Here is a 21,279-nt window from a genome sequence, read left to right as displayed (position 1 = left end):
TATGCGTTTAAAAGAGAGAGTTACCGTGGTTATAGCAACTCTCTCTGTTTTTGAAAATTATATTACCAACCTACATTTTGTTTAATTCCTGAAGACTGTACAGCTCTATTTGGGATAGGCCAAACGTGCATATAACTTGCATCAAAGTTTCTAACCTTCCATACTTCTGATACTGTATATGGTGAATCAGGGTTAGAACGATCCTTATGAATACGTCCGTAAAGTGGTTTACTATACGTTTCTTTAGCATCTCCCCATCTCACTAAGTCAAAGTGTCTATTTGCAAATTCACCTGCAAGTTCTACACGTCTCTCATGTTTTAAATCAGCCATTGTCGCCCCTGCTTTTGGAGCTAATCCAGCACGCACACGCACTTTATTTAAAGCTTCGTCTCCGTTTTGACCTAACATAATCTGTGCTTCTGCTTTCATTAATAATACCTCAGCATAGCGCATTAATGGTACATTATATGTCGTAGTCGGTTTATCACCATTTGTATTGATAAACTTACCTAAAGCATCTTCTGTAGAGTACTCATACATATATTTGTTAAACTGTAACCCTGATAAAGAGTTCTCTGAAGAGTATCTTTTCGTCTTTCCAAAATAAGTCAACTCATCTCCGAATACAAGTAAAGTTACTTTACGACGAGCATCATCTTTCTCAAACTCTTGATATAGCCCTTCTGTTGGAGTATAATATCCCCAACCGTTATATGCTCCCCAACCTTTGTTTTCTAACATACATCCAGGTAAGATACTACCGCCTTCTATACCTGAGTTAACAGACCAGATATATTCACTCTTCCAGTTGTTTTTATAACTGTGTAACTCTCTGTAATCTGTAGCTGGATTACCTGTATTTACTAATGCTCTACCCGAACCTGAGTTAGTAACTGCATCAGCGTACTTTACCACCTCGTTATACTTAGATTTATCATACTGTGCCCAATATAAATAAGTTTTTGTGATATAAGCTAAAGCAGCATCTTTATGTGCTCTTCCATAGTTATCTGATGAGTACTGCGTGAATAATGGCAATAGTTCAGCTGCTTTAGTCAAATCCTTTACGATATGATCATAGTTTTCTACTACACTAGCTGGTCTTTTATAACTACCTGCTGGCTGAGACATATTAGCCTCTGTGATAATAGGTACTCCTCCATTTCTATCATTATCCCCGTAAGTATGAGCTAACCAGAAATAGAAGAATCCTCTCATAAAATAAGCTTCACCTAGCACTCTATTCTTTACTGATTCACTAATATTCATACCAGGAACTTTAGTAATAATATCATTAGCCCTACGGATTACCTTATATGCATTTTGATAAATACCATTTACATAGTTTTCATCCCCATTCATATTAAAGTTTTTGATATTGTCAGCAGTAGCATTTAAACGCCCTGTCACCATATCATCAGAAGCATTGATGTACCAAAAGAATCCACGTCCAAACATCTCATCCTGCATCATCATATGATATAAGCTATTCGCCGCCTCAACAGCATCTTGCTCACTCTTCCAGTAATTCTCATAAGAAGTATTCCCCTTAGGATCTAATTCTGTAAAATCTGAGCTACACGCTCCTAGTGATAAAATAGCTGAAAGACCTAACACTAAACTATATTTAGATAAACTGTATTTTTTCATAATTGTAATAGATTAAAATGTGAATAAGAAACCTCCTGATATAGTACGTGACACTGGGTAAGCAGCTACGTCCATTCCTATACCTCCTACCTCTGGATCTATACCTTTATATCCTGTGATTGTAAATAGATTATCTCCTGACATAAAGACTCTTAAACTTGACTTAGCAGATAGTGCATTCATCACACTCTTAGGTAAAGTATATCCAATCGTTAAGTTCTTTAAACGCAAGTATGATGCATCTTCTAAATACCAACTAGAAGCTGTTCCATAGTTCTGGTTATCATCTTTAGTAGACAGTCTTGCGATATTTGTATTTGTGTTTTCAGGTGTCCACGCATTCTGTACTCTACTGTCTAAATTATACCCTTGTAGAGAAGCATTATAAGCAGTAAACTTGTATCCATTGAATACTTTTACATCTCCTACTCCTTGGAAGAACATACTGATATCAAAGTTCTTGTACTCTAGGTTTAAACCAAAACTATAAGTAATCTTAGGAACATAAGCTTCCATAAATTGCTTATCATTATTGTCTATCTTACCATCTCCATTTGTATCTTCAAATTTGAAGTCTCCAGGTTTTGCGTTTGGTTGTATTAGTTTACCATCTTTAGATCTGTATGCATCTACCTCAGCTTGAGATTGGAAAATACCTAGATAAGGTACTAGATGAGTAGAATACAACGGTTTTCCTACCACTGAGCGATAAGGATTTAATATTCCTCTTACGTTATCTCCATGAGCGATATAGTCAATACCACTTTGATTATATCCATTTAGATTAACTAATTCATTCTTTAAGAAACTTACATTTCCAAATAACTTATAATTTAAATCACCTATATGATCATTATAGCTCAATGATAACTCAATCCCTTTATTTAATACCTCACCTCCATTAACATCGGCAGCAGCAGTACCATGGTGAGCATCTTCTAATCCAGGGATAATCATCCCTTTAGTTTTCTTACTAAAGTAATCTGCCACTAAATTTAAACGACCATTAAAGAAAGCTGCATCAATACCAAAATCTAATGATTCTGATGTCTCCCATTTTAAGTTAGGGTTAGACTGTCTATTCACATACGTTCCTTTTCCCTTAAGCATACCATCTTCTCCCATGATAATATCTGTAGTACTTAATGGCACGTCAAAAGAATAATAGCCTACTGAATTAATATTACCAATCTGTCCCCAAGAAGCTCTAAGCTTTAACTCGCTAATCACTGGTACATTAAAGAAGTTCTCTTGAGATATTCTCCATCCCACAGATGCAGAAGGGAATACTTCAGACTGATTGTTTTTAGCTAAACGCGAAGTAGTATCTTTACGCAAACTTCCTGATAAAAAGTACTTATCATCAAAGTTATACATTACACGTCCTATCAATGAAGTCAATGCGTCTTCATATACTTCTGTTACAGGCTTACGCATAATAGAAGCATTCCCCATATATTGATTAAATGGTTCTTCACTACTAAATCCTTCTCCTTGTATAGAGTAGAAATCATAATTAGTCTTCTGTGCTGAGTGAATAGCTGTTGCGTTAATATCGTGTTTACCAAAAGTCTTGTGGTAAGTCAACTGGTTATCCCAGATCCAATGCGTTTTTTCGTAATTGCTTTCGAATAAGTAGTTGTTTAAGTTTGTTCTACCTAATTCTGGTGCTTTAGGAGTAAACTTCTTGTATTTATTGCTAGTGTAGTCATAGCTATAAGATGTTTTGAACGATAATCCATCTACTATATCATAGTTTAAATACACGTTAGCATTTAAGAAATTAGTAGGATTAGTTGTTGTAGGTCTTAGTAATAATGCTACAGGATTATAAACATCTCCATATGCTCCAGCAAACCTAGCTAAATCGTGAGGAACTACTCCTCCGAATTTGCCATTCTCATCATAAACTGGTGCAGCAGATGGCATATATAACGCACTAATCACGCTACCTGAATAAGAGCTACTTGTATTTGTTCCTATTGCATTGGTATTAGAGTAATAAACGTTCTCACCTATTGTTACCTTATCTGTAAGTTTAGTATCTGCTTTTAACCTAAAGTTATAACGCTCAGAGAAAGTTCCTACTAGTGTACCTTCTTTCTTATTATAACCAAATGAAGCGAAGTAATTAGTGTGATCTGAAGCACCTGAAATACTAGCATCTACATTTTGCGTAGCTGCTGTTCTGAATATCTCATCCATCCAATTTGTTCTTGTCACTTGTCCCCATGGGTTCAATAGAGGATCGTGTGCAGATTGTCTAGGAGCTCCTGAGTTATCAGCTGCTGTATTATAAGCCCATGCTTGCCCTTTAGCATCTAATGGTGTAGGCAAGTTAGTTGCTTTAGAAAAACCTGTGTACATATTTAAAGACACACTAGGCTCTCCTTTTTTACCTTTCTTAGTTGTAATTACGATTACTCCAGATGCCGCTTGTGCTCCATAGATAGCTGCTGCTGCCGCATCTTTAAGAATCGACACAGACTCTATATCATTAGGACTAATAGCTGGTCCATAATATGGCACACCATCTACTACTGTTAATGGTGCTTCATTTGCTAATGATCCAGAACCACGAATAACCATTTTACTAGTTGCAGAAGGGTCTCCTCCTTGTTGAGTTACTGTTACCCCTGCTACCTGTCCTTGTAAGAAATCACTTAGATTAGATACTGGTCTTGAAGCGATCTTATCAATATTATCTACTGTCGCAATAGAAGTAGTAATATCTTTCTTTTTAGAAGCCCCATATCCGATAAGTACTACTTCATCAAGAATACTACTGTCTTGCTCTAAAACAATGCTTACTAACTGTGCTCCTTTGTAATTAATAGTCTTTGGTTGATATCCTAAAAAATCTACAGTAAGTGTACCTGATTCAGGTTTTAACTCAAGAGAGAAATTACCATCAGCATCTGTTGTTGCCCATGAAGTATTATCCTTATTCGCAACTACAGTTGCAAATGATACTGGCAAGCCATCGGCCTTACCTGTTACTCTCCCTTTTACTATTACTTGTGCATGTAAGAATGTACTTCCTCCTATACACAACAGCCATACTAAGAAATGTCTTTTCATAAATTTGATTACATTGATATTTCACTTTCGAAAGTACTTCCGCTCTGCAAAAAACAGGGGGAATAATCTTTCATTCAAGTGTAGTAATCTTTCATTTATGGACTATTTCTGTATCAGAATAGGGTACTTTTTGTACAATAACCTTCTGTTAACACTAGCATAATCTCATATATACATCTATGCTACTCATTTTTGAAGTAAGAAGGACTATGTTCAAAGCGTCTTTTAAAGGACTTACTAAAGTATTTTGGATCATTAAATCCACATTCAAAGCAAATCTCTGAAATAGTCAAATCCCCTCTCTCTAATAGAACTTTTGATTTTTGTAGTCTCATTTCTATCAGTACTTCTAACGGCGATTGTTCTATAAACTCTTTGTACAATCTATAGCATTTCATCTTAGAAATCCCCAATTCATTTGTCAACTGTTCTATTCCAAAATTAGCGTCGCTAAACTGAGTATTCATGATTTCCATCCCCTTTCTAAATAACTTCTCATTAGGAGAAAGCTGTGCTACTACATCTTCTGATAAGTTAGGAGTCCATAGTACTGTATTGCTCTCTTTATTATCCTTATCATTGCGAATGCGCTTATATATCTTATGTTCTAATGTTGATTTGTTGACAGGTAGATGTATAAAGTCAGTTACTCCTAATTGGCTAAGTTGTTCTTGTAAGAAATAGTCTACCTCCTCTGATATATAAAACACCATTAAACGCTGTTTCTGAATCTGTTTTTTGATCTGAGAAAACAGTGATAATGTTCGTTCAGAAAGTGAAGTATTATACAATATTAAAGCATCGTATTTATAATGTTCTATATTCCCCACTACTCTACTAACATTGTGGTTATACACTAGATTAGTATCCTCTGAAAACTCTATTAATTGACGCACTATGGCTTTGTCCTCTTCTTTGGAATACACTAATATATTCATCTTGTCCTTTGGCAATACTTGCAGTTCTTCTAAAAACTCGTTCCAATTGGCATCTTTTGATTCTAAACTACCCTCTTCTCTTACCTCTACAGGAATAGTTAGTTCGAGATGAAACACGTCTAAACCTACTTCAACAATATTTCCATCTAAATTGTTTAACAAAGAATAGAATGCTCGATAATAAGGACTAAAACTTCTACTATCATTCCAGAAAGTTAATAGTATTTTACTGTTAGACTGTATATCCACACATAATTTATTCTCTTTCATGTAAAAGTGTACATCTATTATTTGTTCCTCTTTTATATACTTAGAACACTCATATAACAGATATCTCAACAGCAATTTTAAGCGCAGTAGATCTACTTCTACCCATTTAGATTCTATACTATTAGTTATATTTAGTAAAGTGCTGAACTTGTCTTTGCCTAAAGACCATTCCTCTTGTAGGTAGTTGATAAAAACATTAAGATCTACAGTCGCAAGTTCATTGCTTTCTATTTCCTTAATCTGTTCCATATAATCCCATTCTCTAACCAAATCATAGACCTTTACCAGATCTTCTTTCTTAGTAGACTCTACATCTAACTCATCTAATACAGCCAGTGTGTTGATAATGGGTTTCTTAATCCTCGATAATAAGAATATCCTGAAATTCTCTATCTCAATATCTTCATTCTTAAGTTTGCTGTGTAAAGCGAGTAGTTCTTCTTTTTGTTGTCGAATCTCCTCATTAAGTAAACTCAGCTCGGTATTCTTATTCGCTAGATTAATCTTTTGTGCTTCTACTTCTTTGGTTCTATCGCGTACTTGCTTCTTTAACTCTATTTCTCTCTTGCGCATAATGCGTTGTCTAGTACGCACACGCCACCAAATCAATAGCCCTACAAAACCCGCAAAAGCAATGATAAAATAGGGTTGTAAAAAGTAAGGTTTATCGATTTCAAAAGATAAACTATAAACCACCTTCTTGTCTTTATCTATTGTATCTCTTACTTCTATTCTGTAAAACTTATGGTCTAAATCGTCTAAGTGTATCTCTTTTTGAGGTAGTGATCTCCAATCGTCAAACAACCCTACTATCCTATATTCGTATTGATTAATAGGATATTGATTAAAACCTATTGAATAAAGTGCAAATTGTAGTTTATTTTCCTCTGGTTTAAAATGATTGATATGCTCGTCTGTCAAGCTTACCCCATTAATAATTACCTTAAAGTGCGGTGTTTTATTATTATTTCTTACCTGACTCGGATCTATGATATTTAACCCTTTATTTCCCCCAAAGAATAAGAAACCTTGTTTATTCTGACTGTAAGCTCCTTCCGAAAACTCCAATCCTTGCCATCCTGTATAATTACTAAAGTTAAGAACACTATAACTTTTCTTATCTATAGAAGCAATTCCCTTAGTAGTACTCAACCAAATATCACCTTCGTACGGAATCAAACTGTAAATCAAATGACTAGGTAAGCCATCTTCCTCTGTGATTTGTTTCTTTAGTTTGCCATCTGTATTAAACACTGAAATTCCACCTAATGTAGCTACCCATAGGTCTCCTGTAAATGCATCAGTATAAGTAGTAAAGACGCTGTTGCCTAACAATCCATCTTTTTGATCTAAGATATGAATCTCACCTGATAAGCAATTATAGAATACCACACCATGCTCTTCTGTAGATAATATTAATTGATTATCTGATATTGAAATATGGCGTATGTGATACTTCGCTAGTTGATCTTGATTTGTAAATGGTTCAAATACACGAGTAATGCTATTGTACTTACTTACTCCACCCCAGCTACCTAACCATAAATTATGTCTAGCGTCTTTTGCAAAGGCATAAGTTCTATTCTTTACAAAATGAGGAGTAAGTCCTTCTTCAAAAAATTCTTGTTTATCCCCATCTATTCTGACCACACCAGCATAAGTACCTATCCAAATCCCACCATGTGAGCCAACATAGATACTGCGTATTCTCTTCCAATCTTCGTTTAATTCTTGCTTCTTAATATAGACTGGTTTAAAAAGTCCATCTTTACTTTCTTGATGAAACAATCCTTGTGTATAATACCCTAACCATTTACCTCCTTTTTGATCTACAGCTATAGCCCTAATCGTTTCGTAAGGTAGATGAGGTTGTTTTCTAGGATGTGCATAGATATAATCGACATTGGCGTTTAATCTCGGAAGTATAGATACACCACCGTCTTTAGTTCCAACCCACATATTACCAATCGAATCATAGTGCAATACCATGACTTCATTACTTAATAAACTAAACGGACTCTGTGGATCTACACTATAATTTTGAAGTATTTTATACGCGTTATTTTCCTTTCTTACTAGATAAACACCCCCAGTTTTTGTTCCCAACCAAATATCTCCATTCTCTTTTACTTCTACAGCGTTTATAGCTAGCTGCGTAAAGTAATGTCTCATCTCATTTAATAGCTGTGCATTATTAACATGTTGAGGTGATTTCTTTCTCGCATCTAATATTAATGAACTCGTTACATCTCTTAATTCATCAATCTCTACTGGCACAAACTGTTCATTCTTAAAAACATACCATTTCTTAGAGTCTAGCTGCACTAGAATATTTCCTTTCTTATCTATACTGAGTACGTGGGGAATTCCTTTAAAAGAATAATTCTTAAACGTATTACCACCTTGATATTGGCTTATATCCTTCCCATCGGTTAAAATCCATAACCTACCTTCTTTATCCCATAAAAGAGAATATATATCATTACCGCCTATAGAACTAGGATCTTTAGAATCATGTTTAAACACTTTTATATGCTTACCATCATAAAGATTTAATCCATCCCATGTACCTATCCAAACTGATCCATCTGAATGATTAGAAATACAATTAATAGAGTTGTTAGACAATCCTTCTTTTGTAGTAATGTTTTTAAAATGAACGCTTTGCCCTAAGGATAAAAGAGGAGCAAATAACAGTAATAATAACCAACGCATAAGCAGTGTGTAATCTAATAAAATCACGTAAAAATACTGGCTTTATACAGAGTCCATTATAAGCCTAGGTTAAATTATAGTTACCGATATGTTAGAAAATAGCACAAAATGTATTACTATATCTGTAATCATACAGCAGGTCAGCAAGAAGAATGCTCTAGGAGAAGATAAGGAGACACTTCCCATAAAATACTTATCTAGAATAAAGACTTGTAATTAATGTAGAAATACATTGACACATAGTGTAACATATGATCTAATGCTGAAGGCCCCCATTCTTCATTTATCACTCCCCCATTCTTAATAAAAAAAGTATTATATTTGCATTTTAATTCACTTTGAATCAGCTTTCTACCACAAGCAATTCTTACAGTATTCAAAGTAGTACTTTATACCTATTTAAAAGTTAAAAACACTAACTTTTTTAAAAATCACAACCACATTTTAACAGTTATTTTAACACCTCAAAAAGACAAAAATCCGAGTATTCATGCGCTGTCGTCCAAGCATTGTTCGGGAAGTGTTCGGAAACACCCCCTGTTTTGCGAAGAGTTTCCGAAGCGTGCCCGAACAACTCCCGAACAAAACTCCACCAACCTACGCTACCATTGGGTTTCAAGAGATCACAAAATCATCAAAAACAACTATTTGTTAAAAATTTAACAAGAAGTAAATAATTTCAATTAACATATTTCTTAACAATTATACCTACTGCAATACTTATAGTATTCAAACATCATCTTCTTGATTTATAGGTACAAAAAAAAGAGCCCTAAGGCTCTTTCTATATTAATGTTTTAATACCCATGAGAAGATCAGAGGAGCAACGATAGTTGCATCTGATTCGATTACATAGCTAGGTGTATCTACATCTAGTTTTCCCCAAGTAATCTTTTCGTTTGGAATACATCCTGAATACGATCCAAATGAAGTAGTTGAGTCAGTAATCTGACAGTAGTAACGCCAACGCAATACTGAGTCATCTTCTAAATCCTGTGCCCACATCGGTGCTACACACATAGCGAAGTCTCCCGCTATACCTCCTCCGATTTGGAAGAATCCTACTCCTTGATCCACAGCATTGTTTTTATACCAGTCTGCTAACCATACCATATAATCAATACCGCTGTTTACTGTTCTAGATTTTAGTTCTCCTTTAATCACATAAGATGCAAAGATGTTCCCCATAGTAGAGTCTTCCCATCCTGGTACTACGATAGGTAAGTTCTTTTCTGCTGCTGCTAACATCCATGAGTTTTTAGGATCTATCTCGTAGTGCTCTTCTAATACACCACTTAATAATAGCTTATACATATACTCATGAGGAAAATAACTCTCTCCTGCTGCTTCACTATCTTTCCATATTTTCTCTATATGCCCTTGAATTCTTCTGAAAGCCTCTTCTTCTGGGATACAAGTATCTGTAACACGATTATATTTATTCTCTAAAAGAGCTAATTCATCTTCTGGAGTTAAATCTCTATAATTAGGTATTCTTTTATAGTGAGAATGAGCAACTAAATTCATAATATCCTCTTCTAGATTTGCTCCTGTACATGAGATAATAGCTACTTTATCTTGTCTAATCATCTCTGCAAGAGAAATACCTAACTCAGCAGTACTCATCGCACCTGCTAATGAGATAAGCATTTTACCTCCTTCATCTAAGAATTTTTCGTATCCCTTCGCTGTATCTACTACAGATGCTGAGTTAAAGTGGCGGTAGTTATGCGCCATAAATTTAGAAATAGGTCCTCTATTTTCCATTTTACACTTATTGATTAAAATATATTATTGACATTAAACATTGCACATTCTGATTCTACCAGAAGATTGTGTTCTTTGTTTTAGGCGACAAAGATGGAGAGATAGAAAAGCTTATTTTTTATCAAATGATAAAAAATAACTCAGTTTTTTACCTCATAGATGAGCAGATTGACTTTTGCAGAGATTAATACTCTGTATCTTCCTTAATATCCTATCCCTTATATACCCATCAGATGGGTTGCTTCCTATTATCAAGAAGATGCAGTCTGGGGAATTTCTATATGTAACGTGGTCAATAAAATGTTTATCAAATATTTTAGGGAGAATTGCAATTGCCCCTACGATTGTGTACCAATTGTATGTGATATACTCATTGTTCATTCTTCATTACCTCTCCTTTTCTCTCTTCAAAAAGTTTGAGTACCTCAATAAAAATAAGTTTATTTGTAAATAACGACCTTTTTTAGAGGTTTATACATAAACATTAATAACCAAATAACAACTTATGACACAAGCAATTCAAGATTTATACCCTGAAAGCTTAGCACACTGCTATGGCTGTGGAAAGAACAATCCTAATGGACATCAATTAAAAACATACTTAGAAGGAGAAGAAACTATCGCTCGATTTATTCCTGACACTAAATACACAGCTATTCCTGGTAGCGTTTATGGAGGGCTTATAGCTTCTCTACTAGACTGTCATGGAACTGGATCTGCGGCTGCGTTCTTATGTAAACACAATAATATTCCACTAGAGGGAACTATTCCTGTGAGATGTGTGACAGCTTCATTAAAAGTTGATTTTAAAGCCTCTACTCCTATGGGTGTAGAATTAGTCTTAAAAGGAAAACTTAGAAGTATAGATGGACGCAAGGTATGGGTAGATATGACTTTAGAAGCTGACGGTGTAGTCTGTGCTACTGGCGAGATACTAGCAATACAACTGAAAGAGTAAAGTAGTTTTATTGGTTTACAGTTTACGGTTTACGGTTCGCAGTTTACTTACTGTGAACCGTAAACCACAATACCATACAGTATATACCTAATGCCATTAAGCAAACGCTATGAACTGATAACCGTGACCCCTTCCACAACGATTGTCATTCCGACGTTAGGAGGAATCTCACTCGTAACTCCATTACTAAAATCAATAGATGCCATAGCCTTGCACTACCTATATCGTTATGGATATGCGTCTCTACTTTAGATACTGCATGAAGTACAATGCCTCTCGGTACACGCTGTAAACTTTGAACTACTCTTCCCTTCTTTACCCCCAAAAAAAGATTTGGCTATTGTTTTTGGTTTTTATAAATTGACTTTTTCTATTCTATATAGAAAACATCCTTTTTCTATTAAATCAACAAAAAACTCATTTATAAGTATCTTCTAATTTAGAAGTTTACTCTATAATCTATTTTCTAATACATAAACTATAAAACATGAATACAATCAAGGTATTAAATTCTGAAGATTTAAAACAATTAGTTTCCATAGAAGAAGCCATAGAAACTGTGGTGGATGCTTATGTGGAACTATCTAATAATACTGCAGAAATGCCAGATCGTGTAATTACTGGATTAGGGCAGGAATTAGATATTTTCTTTAAGCCTTCTTTAGTTCCTAATATCAATACTGCTGCTGTTAAATTATTAAGTATACGCAAACAAGGGGGAGTTAATGGACATCCTGCGATACAAGGGTTAGTGATACTAATTGATTCTGAGAACAATCTTACTCAAGCGATTATCGATGGTTCTCATCTTACTGCTTTAAGAACAGGAGCAGCATCTGGTGTAGCAACTCGTTATCTTGCAAGAGAGGATTCATCAGTATTAGCCTTATTTGGCGCAGGAGCGCAAGCTTATACCCAATTTGAAGCTGTATGTGCTGAAAGACCTATTAAAAAAGCATACTTATTCGGTAGTTCTAAAACTAGTCAATCTGTTCAAACATTTATTGATTACTACAAAGGAAAGTCAAACGTTGAAATCATAGCAGCAGACAATCTAGAGGTACTTTCTAGTGTTGACATTATCTGTACAGTCACTCCTTCTTCTCAACCGCTGTTCAAAACCAGTCAATTAAAAAAAGGAGTACATATTAACGCTGCAGGTTCATATAGTCCTACTATGCATGAATTACCTGAAGATATCTTTATGCATACTTCTTTATTTGTAGATCACAAAGAATCTTGCTTTTCATCGACTGCTGATATTCTTGTTCCATTAGAGAAAGGTTTATTACCTATGGAAAACTTTAAAGGTGAAATAGGCGATTTGATCCTAGGAAAGATTAAAGGGAGATCGAATGATTCTGAAATAACTGTTTTCAAGAATGTAGGAATCGCCATTCAAGATTTAATGACTGCAAAATATGCCTATGACAAGGCTTGTAAAGAGAACTTTGGAACTTCTATCAAGATGTAATTAATGCTTATATTGATAAAAAAACACCTATAAATTTATAGGTGTTTTTTTATATAATCTTCGAAAAACTTCTCCTTGTAACAATCAAACACAACAATTGTTATTCCGACGTTAGGAGGAATCTCACTCGTAACTCCATTACTAAAATCAACAGATACCGTAGCCTCGCACTACCTATATCATTATGGATATGCGTTGTGGTAGACGTAAAGTTTTACGTCTCTACTTTAGATACCGCATAAAATACAATACCGTTAGGCAAAATCTGTGAACCGTCAACCGATAACTGTAAACCATTAAGTATCTAACCACTGCTTTATAGCGCGTGTTCTCTCTCTACTTAGGTCTACTTCTACGTCATCTAAAAGAATAATACTAACCTTGCTATTTAGATTGTTTTGTATTGTTTTGATGCTTTCATAGCTTACTAAAAACTGCCTAGAGGCTCTAAAGAAACGGTTAGAATCAAGCTCTGACTCTAATTCTTCCATCGTAAAAGGAAGTATATTGACACTCTTATCAAACATAACTGCCTTAGATAATCGAAATTCTGTGTAGATATAAGCGATATCTTGCGTTTGTATTACCTTATACTTATCGTTATTACTAAGTAAAAAACGCATTCTATAATTCTCTTTTCTTCCTTGTATAACATCAGTCAGATTATTCAGAATCTGCTTATCATACACTTGAAGTGTATTTAACTTTTTGAACTTCTCTAAGCTCTGTTGTAGAGCACTCTTTTTTATAGGTTTTAATAAATAGTCTAGACTATTTACTTTAAATACTTGTAGAGCGTATTGATCATAAGCTGTTGTAAACACAATAGGAATATTTACTTCAACAGCATCAAAAATCTCAAAACACACTCCATCACTAAGACGAATATCCATAAAGATTAAATCTACCTCTATACCTTGTTCTAACCATTCTATACAGTCTTCTACCCCATCGATAACGGCAACAATTTCGACAGTCTCATCAATTTCATTTAATAGGCCTATTAGATGTTGTACATTATACTGTTCATCTTCTACTATCAGTACTCTTATCATCTCTTATATTAATGGAATTTTCACTTTAAATACTTGTTCACTCTTGTCAATTATGACTTCTCTTTCCTCTATGAGGTGGTATCGTTTAACAATATTATTTAATCCAACCTTAGAAGAATGAGAAAGGTTATTCAGTAGTTGGATATTATTCTCAACTACTAGGTAATCTCCTTCTTCATAAATCTGAACAAAGAGTGGGCATTTTTTTGTGGCTTTATTATGTTTTGAGGCATTTTCTACTAATAACTGTAAAGTCATTGGAGGTATTGACTTAGATAATTTCTCCTCCGTGATATCAATACTAATCTGTATACTATCTCCAAAGCGAATCTTAATCAAATGAATGTAATCTTTAAGGAATTGAACTTCATTATCCAGAGTCACTAAATCATATTCTAGATTGCATAAGAGATAACGTTGTACATCTGATACCTTCTCAAGAAACTCACTAGCCTTAGCTGAGTCTTCCTTAATCAAACTACCTAATACACTGTAATTATTAAACATAAAGTGAGGATCCAACTGTGTCTTTAAAGCTGTTAATTGACTCTGTAATAAGACTTCTTTCATCTGAGCATTCTCATAAACTGACTCCTTCCATAATTTGATCAGTTTTCGTCCATTGTGTATTACTATAATAAATACAGTTAAACAAAGCCCTATATAAAACAACTGCCTAGCATCTAACCAATCATCACGTCCTACATAACTCTGATCAATTAAATAATAGTCTGTAAGAATAACTAAAAACAAAAAAACTACTACACAAATAATTACTTGTAATATACCTACTCGAATAATCTCTCTGATAGAATAAGTCTTGACTGGCAATTTATCAGAGATAAAGATCCCTAATGTGGTAACGATCCAGCTTATGGCAATAAACCAGATTATATCTGCTGTAAATGTATATCCACTCTCAAAGGATACAATCTGGTACTGATCTGCTGTACTAATAATGTACATAGAGAAAATAAAGAAAATGGCTACAAAGAATGTTAACCAAACCTTATATCTCAACTCTTTACCCTGTTTCAGCTTATCCACTTCCATCATAACATTCTTTAGCATTTTACAATTTGAGACAGCTTAAGCTATAAGCCTTATCTACTCTTTGACATATGATAGTAGCCGATAAATCCTAGTTTATTACTAACATTACTATCTAATTGTTCATATTTGACTTCTACAAAGCCTATTTGCTCATATAGCTTCTTTGCCTTATCGTTCTCTTTAATGACATCTAAAGTAATATATTTCAAATCATTCTCGATAGCTATCTTCTCTAATTCAGCTAATATTAACTTTCCTATTCCCTGTCCTCTATAATTATCTGCTACCGCAATAGCATCTACATATAATGCTTCACTATCACGTTTAGTTGGGAAATAGTTTAACAATAAAAACATCTTGTATATTCCTCTAAATACCCCATACACTTCTATCATCGTACTCAAGGTAATATCTAAAGAGAATTTACCTTTATACTGGTACGCTCCTACCCCAACTATTTCTCCATCATCTGAACGAGCTATCACGATATGTTTAGAATCTAAAGATGCTAGTAACACTTCGTAAATCTCTTCTTCTGTTCCTAGTATTTTATATAATTTTGATTTGAACGCATTCACTAGAATACGCCCTGCTGATGGGCGGTATTTCTTATCTAAATATCTACTAATACGCATAATATCTGAGTTAATTAAGCTATAAAAGTACCACTGTAACAACCTCTTTAAAATGATAATTACATGAATTGACATTTTTAATATCTGAATTATCTTTTATTCTTTTTATTGTCTGTTAGCAACCATTCATAGTCCAATTATGCGTTTGAGTGGCTTTAGTATAGGATTGAGTTATTTAATGTAATTCTTTAAAAATCAAGAATAACATCCTTCTACATTTGCCCTTGAAATAAATGCTAATACCATTTTAAAAGATGAAAAAACTACTATTAATACTCATTTTCGCAATGAGTCTACCAATCTGGGCTCAGTCTCAGTTAACAGGTACAATTAGAGATAATCAATCTACTCCTATTGGATGGGCTACACTTATCTTACAAGCTACTGTCAATCCAAAAGAAGAATACTTTATAACAAGTGAAGAAGATGGTAGCTTTATTTTTAAGGATATTAAGAATAAAGGAAAGTATAAACTAATGGGTAGTTTTATTGGGTATAAAGATCTAGAGCAATTAATCGATATCACTGATAGCAATTCTCCTATAATACTAATTATGACTCCTGATGAGAACATTCTAGACGAAGTAATGATCACAAGTCACCGCAAAGCTTTAAAAGTAACTCCTGGTAAGGCTATGTTGAATATAGAACAGAGTAATCTAGCTAAAACGCAATCTGCGTATGATGTATTAAAGACACTACCTGGTGTAACCGTTAGTCAAAATGGGGAATTGAAAATTAAAGGAAAGTCTGGAGTGACTGTCCTTATGGATGGACAGCCTACCCAACTCTCTGCTGAACAATTAAAAACGATACTAAAAGGAACTCCTGGATCTACATTACAATCTATAGAGATTATGAATGTACCCCCTGCTAATATAGATGCCTCTGGTACAGGAGGAGTTATTAATATTATCTCTAAAAAAAAGTTGGTTCAAGGATTTTATGGGACAGTTAACTCTACTGTAGGAGTTAGTAAAAAAGTAAGTACTGACCATTCTTTAAACCTTGGATATAGTAACGAGAATTGGAATTACAACTTCCTTTACTCATTTAGCTATGCTCCTGATCGATTAAGAGAAAACTACGAAAAAAGAGACTTATCTTCTATCAATAAGGAATGGCTAAACCAGTCTCAATTCTCTTTTCTGAATAGTCGTTCACATCTGATAAAACTGGATATTGCTAGAACCTTTGACAAAGGCGATGTATTACGCCTAAAAACTGCTTTTGATTATAACGATACACCTATTACCGTAAATACTCATGTATTATCTGGAGCAAATAATATTAAGGCAGGACAATCTGTACAAAAGAATGATAGTAAAAATCAATTAACTAATCTTACAGCTGATTTATCTTATAAAATGAAGATAACTGAGAAGGAGAGCTGGACAACTTCTATAGGAACGATATACATTAAATCTGATATTAATGATATGATCTATGGAAACAACGGAAGTGTCTTAAAGCCAAATGATTTACTAACTAAACAACAAAATAAGTATCCAAGCGATAGAAAGGAATTCTACTTTAAGTCAGATTATCAAAAACCATTATGGGATAAGGAAAATACGACAGCTAAACTAGAATTTGGCGTAAAAAGCAATTATTCCATACTAGAAACTAATGAACGCCTAAGAAACTTACTTATAGATGGAAATGAAGTGAATAGAGTACGCAAGAGTCAGTTTGAGTATAAAACTGGGGTACATGCATTCTATGGTTCATTCGACATGACATTAGATAAATGGGCTATCACAGCAGGACTTAGAGGAGAGTATATGCACATTAGTGGAGATACATTAAATCACAAAAAGTTGGTTAAACAGAACTATTTCTCTCTATTTCCAACAGTACAGTTAACTTATACAGCAAATGAGAATTACTCTGTAATGGCATCGTACTCTAGAAGAATAGAACGTCCTGAATATGATAAACTAAACCCTGCAGTGCGTTACTTAAACAGTACAACGACCTCAATGGGTAATCCTAACTTACAACCTGAATACTCTAATAATATAGAGGTCTCTCAGCAGTTCTTAGGTTTCATTGACCTTACATTAGGATATAGTCGTATTACGGATCCTATGTTATACAGCTATTTTAATAAAGGTATAGATCAATCATACTTTACTACCGTAAACGGAAAGAACAGAAGTGAGTGGCAAGCCTCTCTATCTATGCCAATACCAGGTATAAACTGGTGGGAGAACTACCATGGAGTTTATTTCTTCAACACGAGATTTGACAATAATCTAGTAAATGAAAACAAGAATAGTATAGGAGTATTTACTTATAACAACTTTAAGTTACCACATAATATCAGCCTAGAACTTACTGCGTGGTATCAAAATGGAGGTATAGAATCTAACTTCAGATATCGCTCATTAGGGGAAGTGAGTTTAGGAGTGAGCAAGAAGTTCCTTGATGATAAGTTTACTGCAACACTAGCTGTTAGTGATTTATTTAAAACTGGTGGAATAAGAACTACAGTATTAGAGAACCCTACTCAACTGACGAACTTCACAGTAAAGAATGATATGAGAGTCTTTAAATTTGGTATATCATACAACTTTGGAGGAAAAAACAAAAAGAATGATACTTCACAAGAAGAAACAACGATTAACAAAGGGCATGCTCCTATAAAAGTGATCAAATAATAAAAACCATAATGTTTCTGCCGGTCAATGAAGGTGCGCGCTATTTTCAACTTCTTCATTAATGACAGTGCACTGTAATTGGCCGTAAAGAGGATGTTTAAGAGACATCCTCTTTTTTTGTTATAGCCTTTATTATTCTACTCCACCACCAATAAGTTTTAAATACTCTTCAACTATTGGTATATCAGCTGCTGCCCAATCATAGTTTCTTAATTCTGTAGATTCTACCCACAAGATCTGTGCATGTTCTCTTCTTTGGAAAACAGGTGTGTTAGTAAGACATATAAAAGGAATTAATTCCAAAGAAAAACTTTCATAATGATGCACAACAGAAGTTAGTCTTGATTTAATGATAATATCTAAATCAAGTTCTTCTTTAATCTCTCTTACAATACAATTATCATCGTTTTCGCCTATCTCAACCTTTCCTCCAGGAAACTCCCATTTAAAAGGAAGAAGCATATTTTGACTTCTTTGTGCTACTAACACCTTGCCCTTATACTGAATTATTGCACATGTTACCCTTAACATTCTTAATTATTTTTAACATTTATAAATACTACAGTCTAATAAATATATTTTACACTTTGCGTAAAAACAAAACAAACAAAACCTCTATCTAACTATATACAAGATAATTACAATCTCAAAATGTACTAAAAAACAAAATACATTTTTTTAAATCCTTGATTTTACTGATATACAAAAGGTATACTTTATGTTAACAACACCTAGTGACTATTGCTTTTATATTTCCTTACTTCTACATTTGCATTGCTTTTAAACACTAAAAGTCTTTGTTTTATTTATCTCAACAGAGGTTATTGAACATTCTCAAAATGAATTAATATTGCCCCACAATTGAAATAAATTAAATTGCTATGAAAGAAAGAAAAGCCTCAAAAGATACTTATCTAATGAGGCTTTTTTTGTTTCTATAAATTTAGATTCAATTCTTTAACTTCTCCAGTAACTACATCTAATGTAGAGTATGTATATAACAATACTTTATTCTCAAAATATACATCCTGTACTCTACCTCTATATTGATAGCTTTCTACTGTATTAATTAGTTTACCCGTTTCTACTTCAAGAGTATATTCTGCTCCCCAATCATTTGTTTCTGTAGATGAAGCATCAACCATAAAGTACTTGCTATCCTCTGTCTGTAAAACACGAGAGGCATTTATCCTAACAGGATAGTCAAACAACGTATTAAAATCAGTCTTCCAGATTACTTTATAATTTTCATCTAGACAATAAATAATACTACTCTCTGTAATTACTATTAGGCGCTTCTGATCATTAAGGTATTGCATTCCACCTATCTTCTCTTTTAATCCAAACTTTACCTTCGTTGTTTCACCTGAATTAAAGTCAAATAAATATACGGTGTCTTTTAAAGTCTCCGATGGAGCGATGAATTGATTTGTTATTTTATTAAAGCTCCCTTGATATGTACGGATATTTTTAGGCATCTCTGCCGTTATTTCTTTTGTTTTTAAGTCTAAACAGAAAGGTTTCTTATTATGAACAACTAATAATACTTTATCTGACTCTAAACTAAATGCTGCATCATACACACAATACTTATTAGTCATAAATATTTCTTCTTGTGTATCCACCTTTACAATAGCAAAGTCAGTTTTATAAGCTTTAGTTGTTTCTGATATTTTATTAATAGCAACATACTGTCCATCTGATGAAAGTGCATTAATACGCCAATCTTTATATCGATCTAAACGAATACATTTGTCTTCTTTAAAATCGTATACCATTAATCCTTCTACATTATGGTCTTTATTAAACTCAAAAAGGCCTCTTTTAGCTGCTCTATTAATTATCATTCTTTACTGTTTATAACTAATCGCAATATAGCATTCTCTCCTGTATTAACTATACAAAACAATGACAGAATTTCTTTAAATACGCTAATCATTGACAACGATTAACTTACCAAGGCATCTTATCTGTCTCTACGGTATTTGACAAGTCAAAAGAGGCACTAAAGAAACCTGTACTATCTACTCTTTTTAGATTGTAAGTATATTTATTATCCTTAATCGTCACCCACCATACATTACCTGCTATAGAACTCATCATATCTACAGTTTCTTGATCAGAAGGGAAGAACTGCATATCTGCAAACCCAGTATTAGTAGCCGTACCACCATACATCGTTACTTTATCAGGTGTACCATCTTGGTGTCTATGATCATGCTTAAGCTTTACTTTTCCATCTTCTAAAGTGAACACCCAGGTACGTGATAAATCCTCACCTACAAAGAATGATATTTTCACTTCTTTCTCCTTACAAGAAACTACTTTCATAATCAATTCTTTGCCTTTGAAGTCCGCAGGTGGATTAGGTGATACTATTTCTCCTTTATATGCTTTGCCACAGTGTTCCCTTAAAGAAGAAAGAAACTTCTGCGGATTACTAGTTGAAGATTGTGCAAATGATGCAAGAGTAAATAAAAAAGCAAATGAGAATGCTAAGATATTTTTCATAAATAAAATATATAGGGTTAATAAAGGCTAAACATAAGTAATAAATAGCATAAAATAAATACTATATAAAAAAACAAGGCTACTTAGTCATACTAAATAGCCTTGTTCTTGTCTTAATCAAAATCTTTTACTCAATATTATTTGCTTTATTACGGTAATAATGATGAACATTTTCTTGAATCCAGATTTATGCGATTACATACTCTTGAAATATTTTCTTCGCCTTCTTCACTCCCACTTCTTTCTTATACTTATCATGAGAAGATATATAAACTACAGGAGCACTTTTACACATTCCTTGACATTTCATCTTACAGACAGAATAATCGTTAGAAAGTCCACTTTCTTCAATTAAAGCTTTAAAACAACTTTTAGTCTCTTCGTTATATCTACAACACTTTTTTCCGTCACAAACGAAGATAGTTCTCTCACCTTTCTTAACTTTACTCATAGTTTTAGAATTTGATACAAATATATCTATTTTTATCTATTCTAAATTAACCAAAC

Annotated in this window: 14 protein-coding genes; 3 read left to right on the top strand and 11 right to left on the bottom strand. The window is 33.7% G+C overall.

Translation table 11 applies throughout. The annotated features are described in order from the left end of the window. Window positions 1-62 precede the first annotated feature (62 nt). The 4 genes from BMX53_RS05215 to BMX53_RS05200 form a co-directional block, all read right to left on the bottom strand. Complete coding sequence (locus tag BMX53_RS05215; protein ID WP_074744972.1) at window positions 63-1,652, bottom strand: RagB/SusD family nutrient uptake outer membrane protein; 1,590 nt, start codon at window positions 1,650-1,652, stop codon at window positions 63-65. A 12-nt stretch (window positions 1,653-1,664) separates the two neighbouring features. Continuing rightward, window positions 1,665-4,733: a SusC/RagA family TonB-linked outer membrane protein gene (locus BMX53_RS05210; protein WP_063175749.1), complete on the bottom strand. Its 3,069-nt coding sequence runs from the start codon at window positions 4,731-4,733 to the stop codon at window positions 1,665-1,667. Between the two features lie 182 nt (window positions 4,734-4,915). After that, window positions 4,916-8,656, bottom strand: coding sequence for an AraC family transcriptional regulator (locus BMX53_RS05205; protein ID WP_074744970.1), 3,741 nt, complete (start codon window positions 8,654-8,656; stop codon window positions 4,916-4,918). Window positions 8,657-9,445: 789 nt separating this feature from the next. Continuing rightward, window positions 9,446-10,423 carry a deoxyhypusine synthase family protein gene (locus tag BMX53_RS05200; RefSeq protein ID WP_074744968.1) on the bottom strand — a complete coding sequence of 326 codons (978 nt, stop codon included), beginning with the start codon at window positions 10,421-10,423 and terminating at the stop codon, window positions 9,446-9,448. Between the two features lie 505 nt (window positions 10,424-10,928). On the opposite strand from BMX53_RS05200, the gene BMX53_RS05195 reads away from it, so the two are divergent. Then, window positions 10,929-11,381, top strand: a complete 453-nt coding sequence (locus BMX53_RS05195) for a PaaI family thioesterase (RefSeq protein WP_074744966.1) — start codon at window positions 10,929-10,931, stop codon at window positions 11,379-11,381. Window positions 11,382-11,868: 487 nt separating this feature from the next. Then, entirely contained in the window at window positions 11,869-12,855 is a 987-nt protein-coding gene (locus BMX53_RS05190) for an ornithine cyclodeaminase family protein (RefSeq protein ID WP_038987313.1), read from the top strand. A gap of 296 nt (window positions 12,856-13,151) precedes the next feature. Here BMX53_RS05190 and BMX53_RS05185 read toward each other — a convergent pair whose 3' ends face one another. The 3 genes from BMX53_RS05185 to BMX53_RS05175 are packed head-to-tail and all read right to left on the bottom strand — an operon-like array spanning window position 13,152 to window position 15,598. Next, window positions 13,152-13,910 (bottom strand): LytR/AlgR family response regulator transcription factor, encoded by a 759-nt coding sequence (locus BMX53_RS05185; RefSeq protein ID WP_074744964.1) that lies wholly within the window; start codon window positions 13,908-13,910, stop codon window positions 13,152-13,154. Between the two features lie 3 nt (window positions 13,911-13,913). Then, window positions 13,914-14,981 (bottom strand): sensor histidine kinase, encoded by a 1,068-nt coding sequence (locus BMX53_RS05180; protein WP_244154471.1) that lies wholly within the window; start codon window positions 14,979-14,981, stop codon window positions 13,914-13,916. A 32-nt stretch (window positions 14,982-15,013) separates the two neighbouring features. Beyond that, window positions 15,014-15,598: a GNAT family N-acetyltransferase gene (locus BMX53_RS05175; RefSeq protein ID WP_074744962.1), complete on the bottom strand. Its 585-nt coding sequence runs from the start codon at window positions 15,596-15,598 to the stop codon at window positions 15,014-15,016. A 254-nt stretch (window positions 15,599-15,852) separates the two neighbouring features. On the opposite strand from BMX53_RS05175, the gene BMX53_RS05170 reads away from it, so the two are divergent. After that, window positions 15,853-18,261: a TonB-dependent receptor gene (locus BMX53_RS05170; RefSeq protein ID WP_074744960.1), complete on the top strand. Its 2,409-nt coding sequence runs from the start codon at window positions 15,853-15,855 to the stop codon at window positions 18,259-18,261. Between the two features lie 132 nt (window positions 18,262-18,393). Here BMX53_RS05170 and BMX53_RS05165 read toward each other — a convergent pair whose 3' ends face one another. From BMX53_RS05165 to BMX53_RS05150, 4 genes are all read right to left on the bottom strand, one after another. Next, window positions 18,394-18,792 (bottom strand): (deoxy)nucleoside triphosphate pyrophosphohydrolase, encoded by a 399-nt coding sequence (locus BMX53_RS05165; RefSeq protein ID WP_074744958.1) that lies wholly within the window; start codon window positions 18,790-18,792, stop codon window positions 18,394-18,396. Window positions 18,793-19,196: 404 nt separating this feature from the next. Next, the gene (locus BMX53_RS05160; protein WP_074744956.1) at window positions 19,197-20,108 is read right to left on the bottom strand and encodes a hypothetical protein; all 912 of its coding nucleotides are present in this window, start codon (window positions 20,106-20,108) and stop codon (window positions 19,197-19,199) included. A 106-nt stretch (window positions 20,109-20,214) separates the two neighbouring features. Continuing rightward, on the bottom strand, window positions 20,215-20,772 hold the full coding sequence (locus BMX53_RS05155) for a hypothetical protein (protein WP_074744954.1): 558 nt from the start codon (window positions 20,770-20,772) through the stop codon (window positions 20,215-20,217). A gap of 187 nt (window positions 20,773-20,959) precedes the next feature. Further along, a complete protein-coding gene (locus BMX53_RS05150) occupies window positions 20,960-21,223 on the bottom strand; it encodes a (2Fe-2S) ferredoxin domain-containing protein (RefSeq protein ID WP_038987305.1) in 264 nt (87 codons plus the stop codon). Between the last annotated feature and the right edge of the window lie 56 nt (window positions 21,224-21,279).

It is taken from the genome of Myroides marinus (assembly GCF_900109075.1).
Classification (GTDB): Bacteria; Bacteroidota; Bacteroidia; order Flavobacteriales; family Flavobacteriaceae; genus Flavobacterium; species Flavobacterium marinum_A.
Note: the sequence above shows the minus strand (reverse complement) of the source record. Positions and strands in the feature narration are given on the sequence as shown.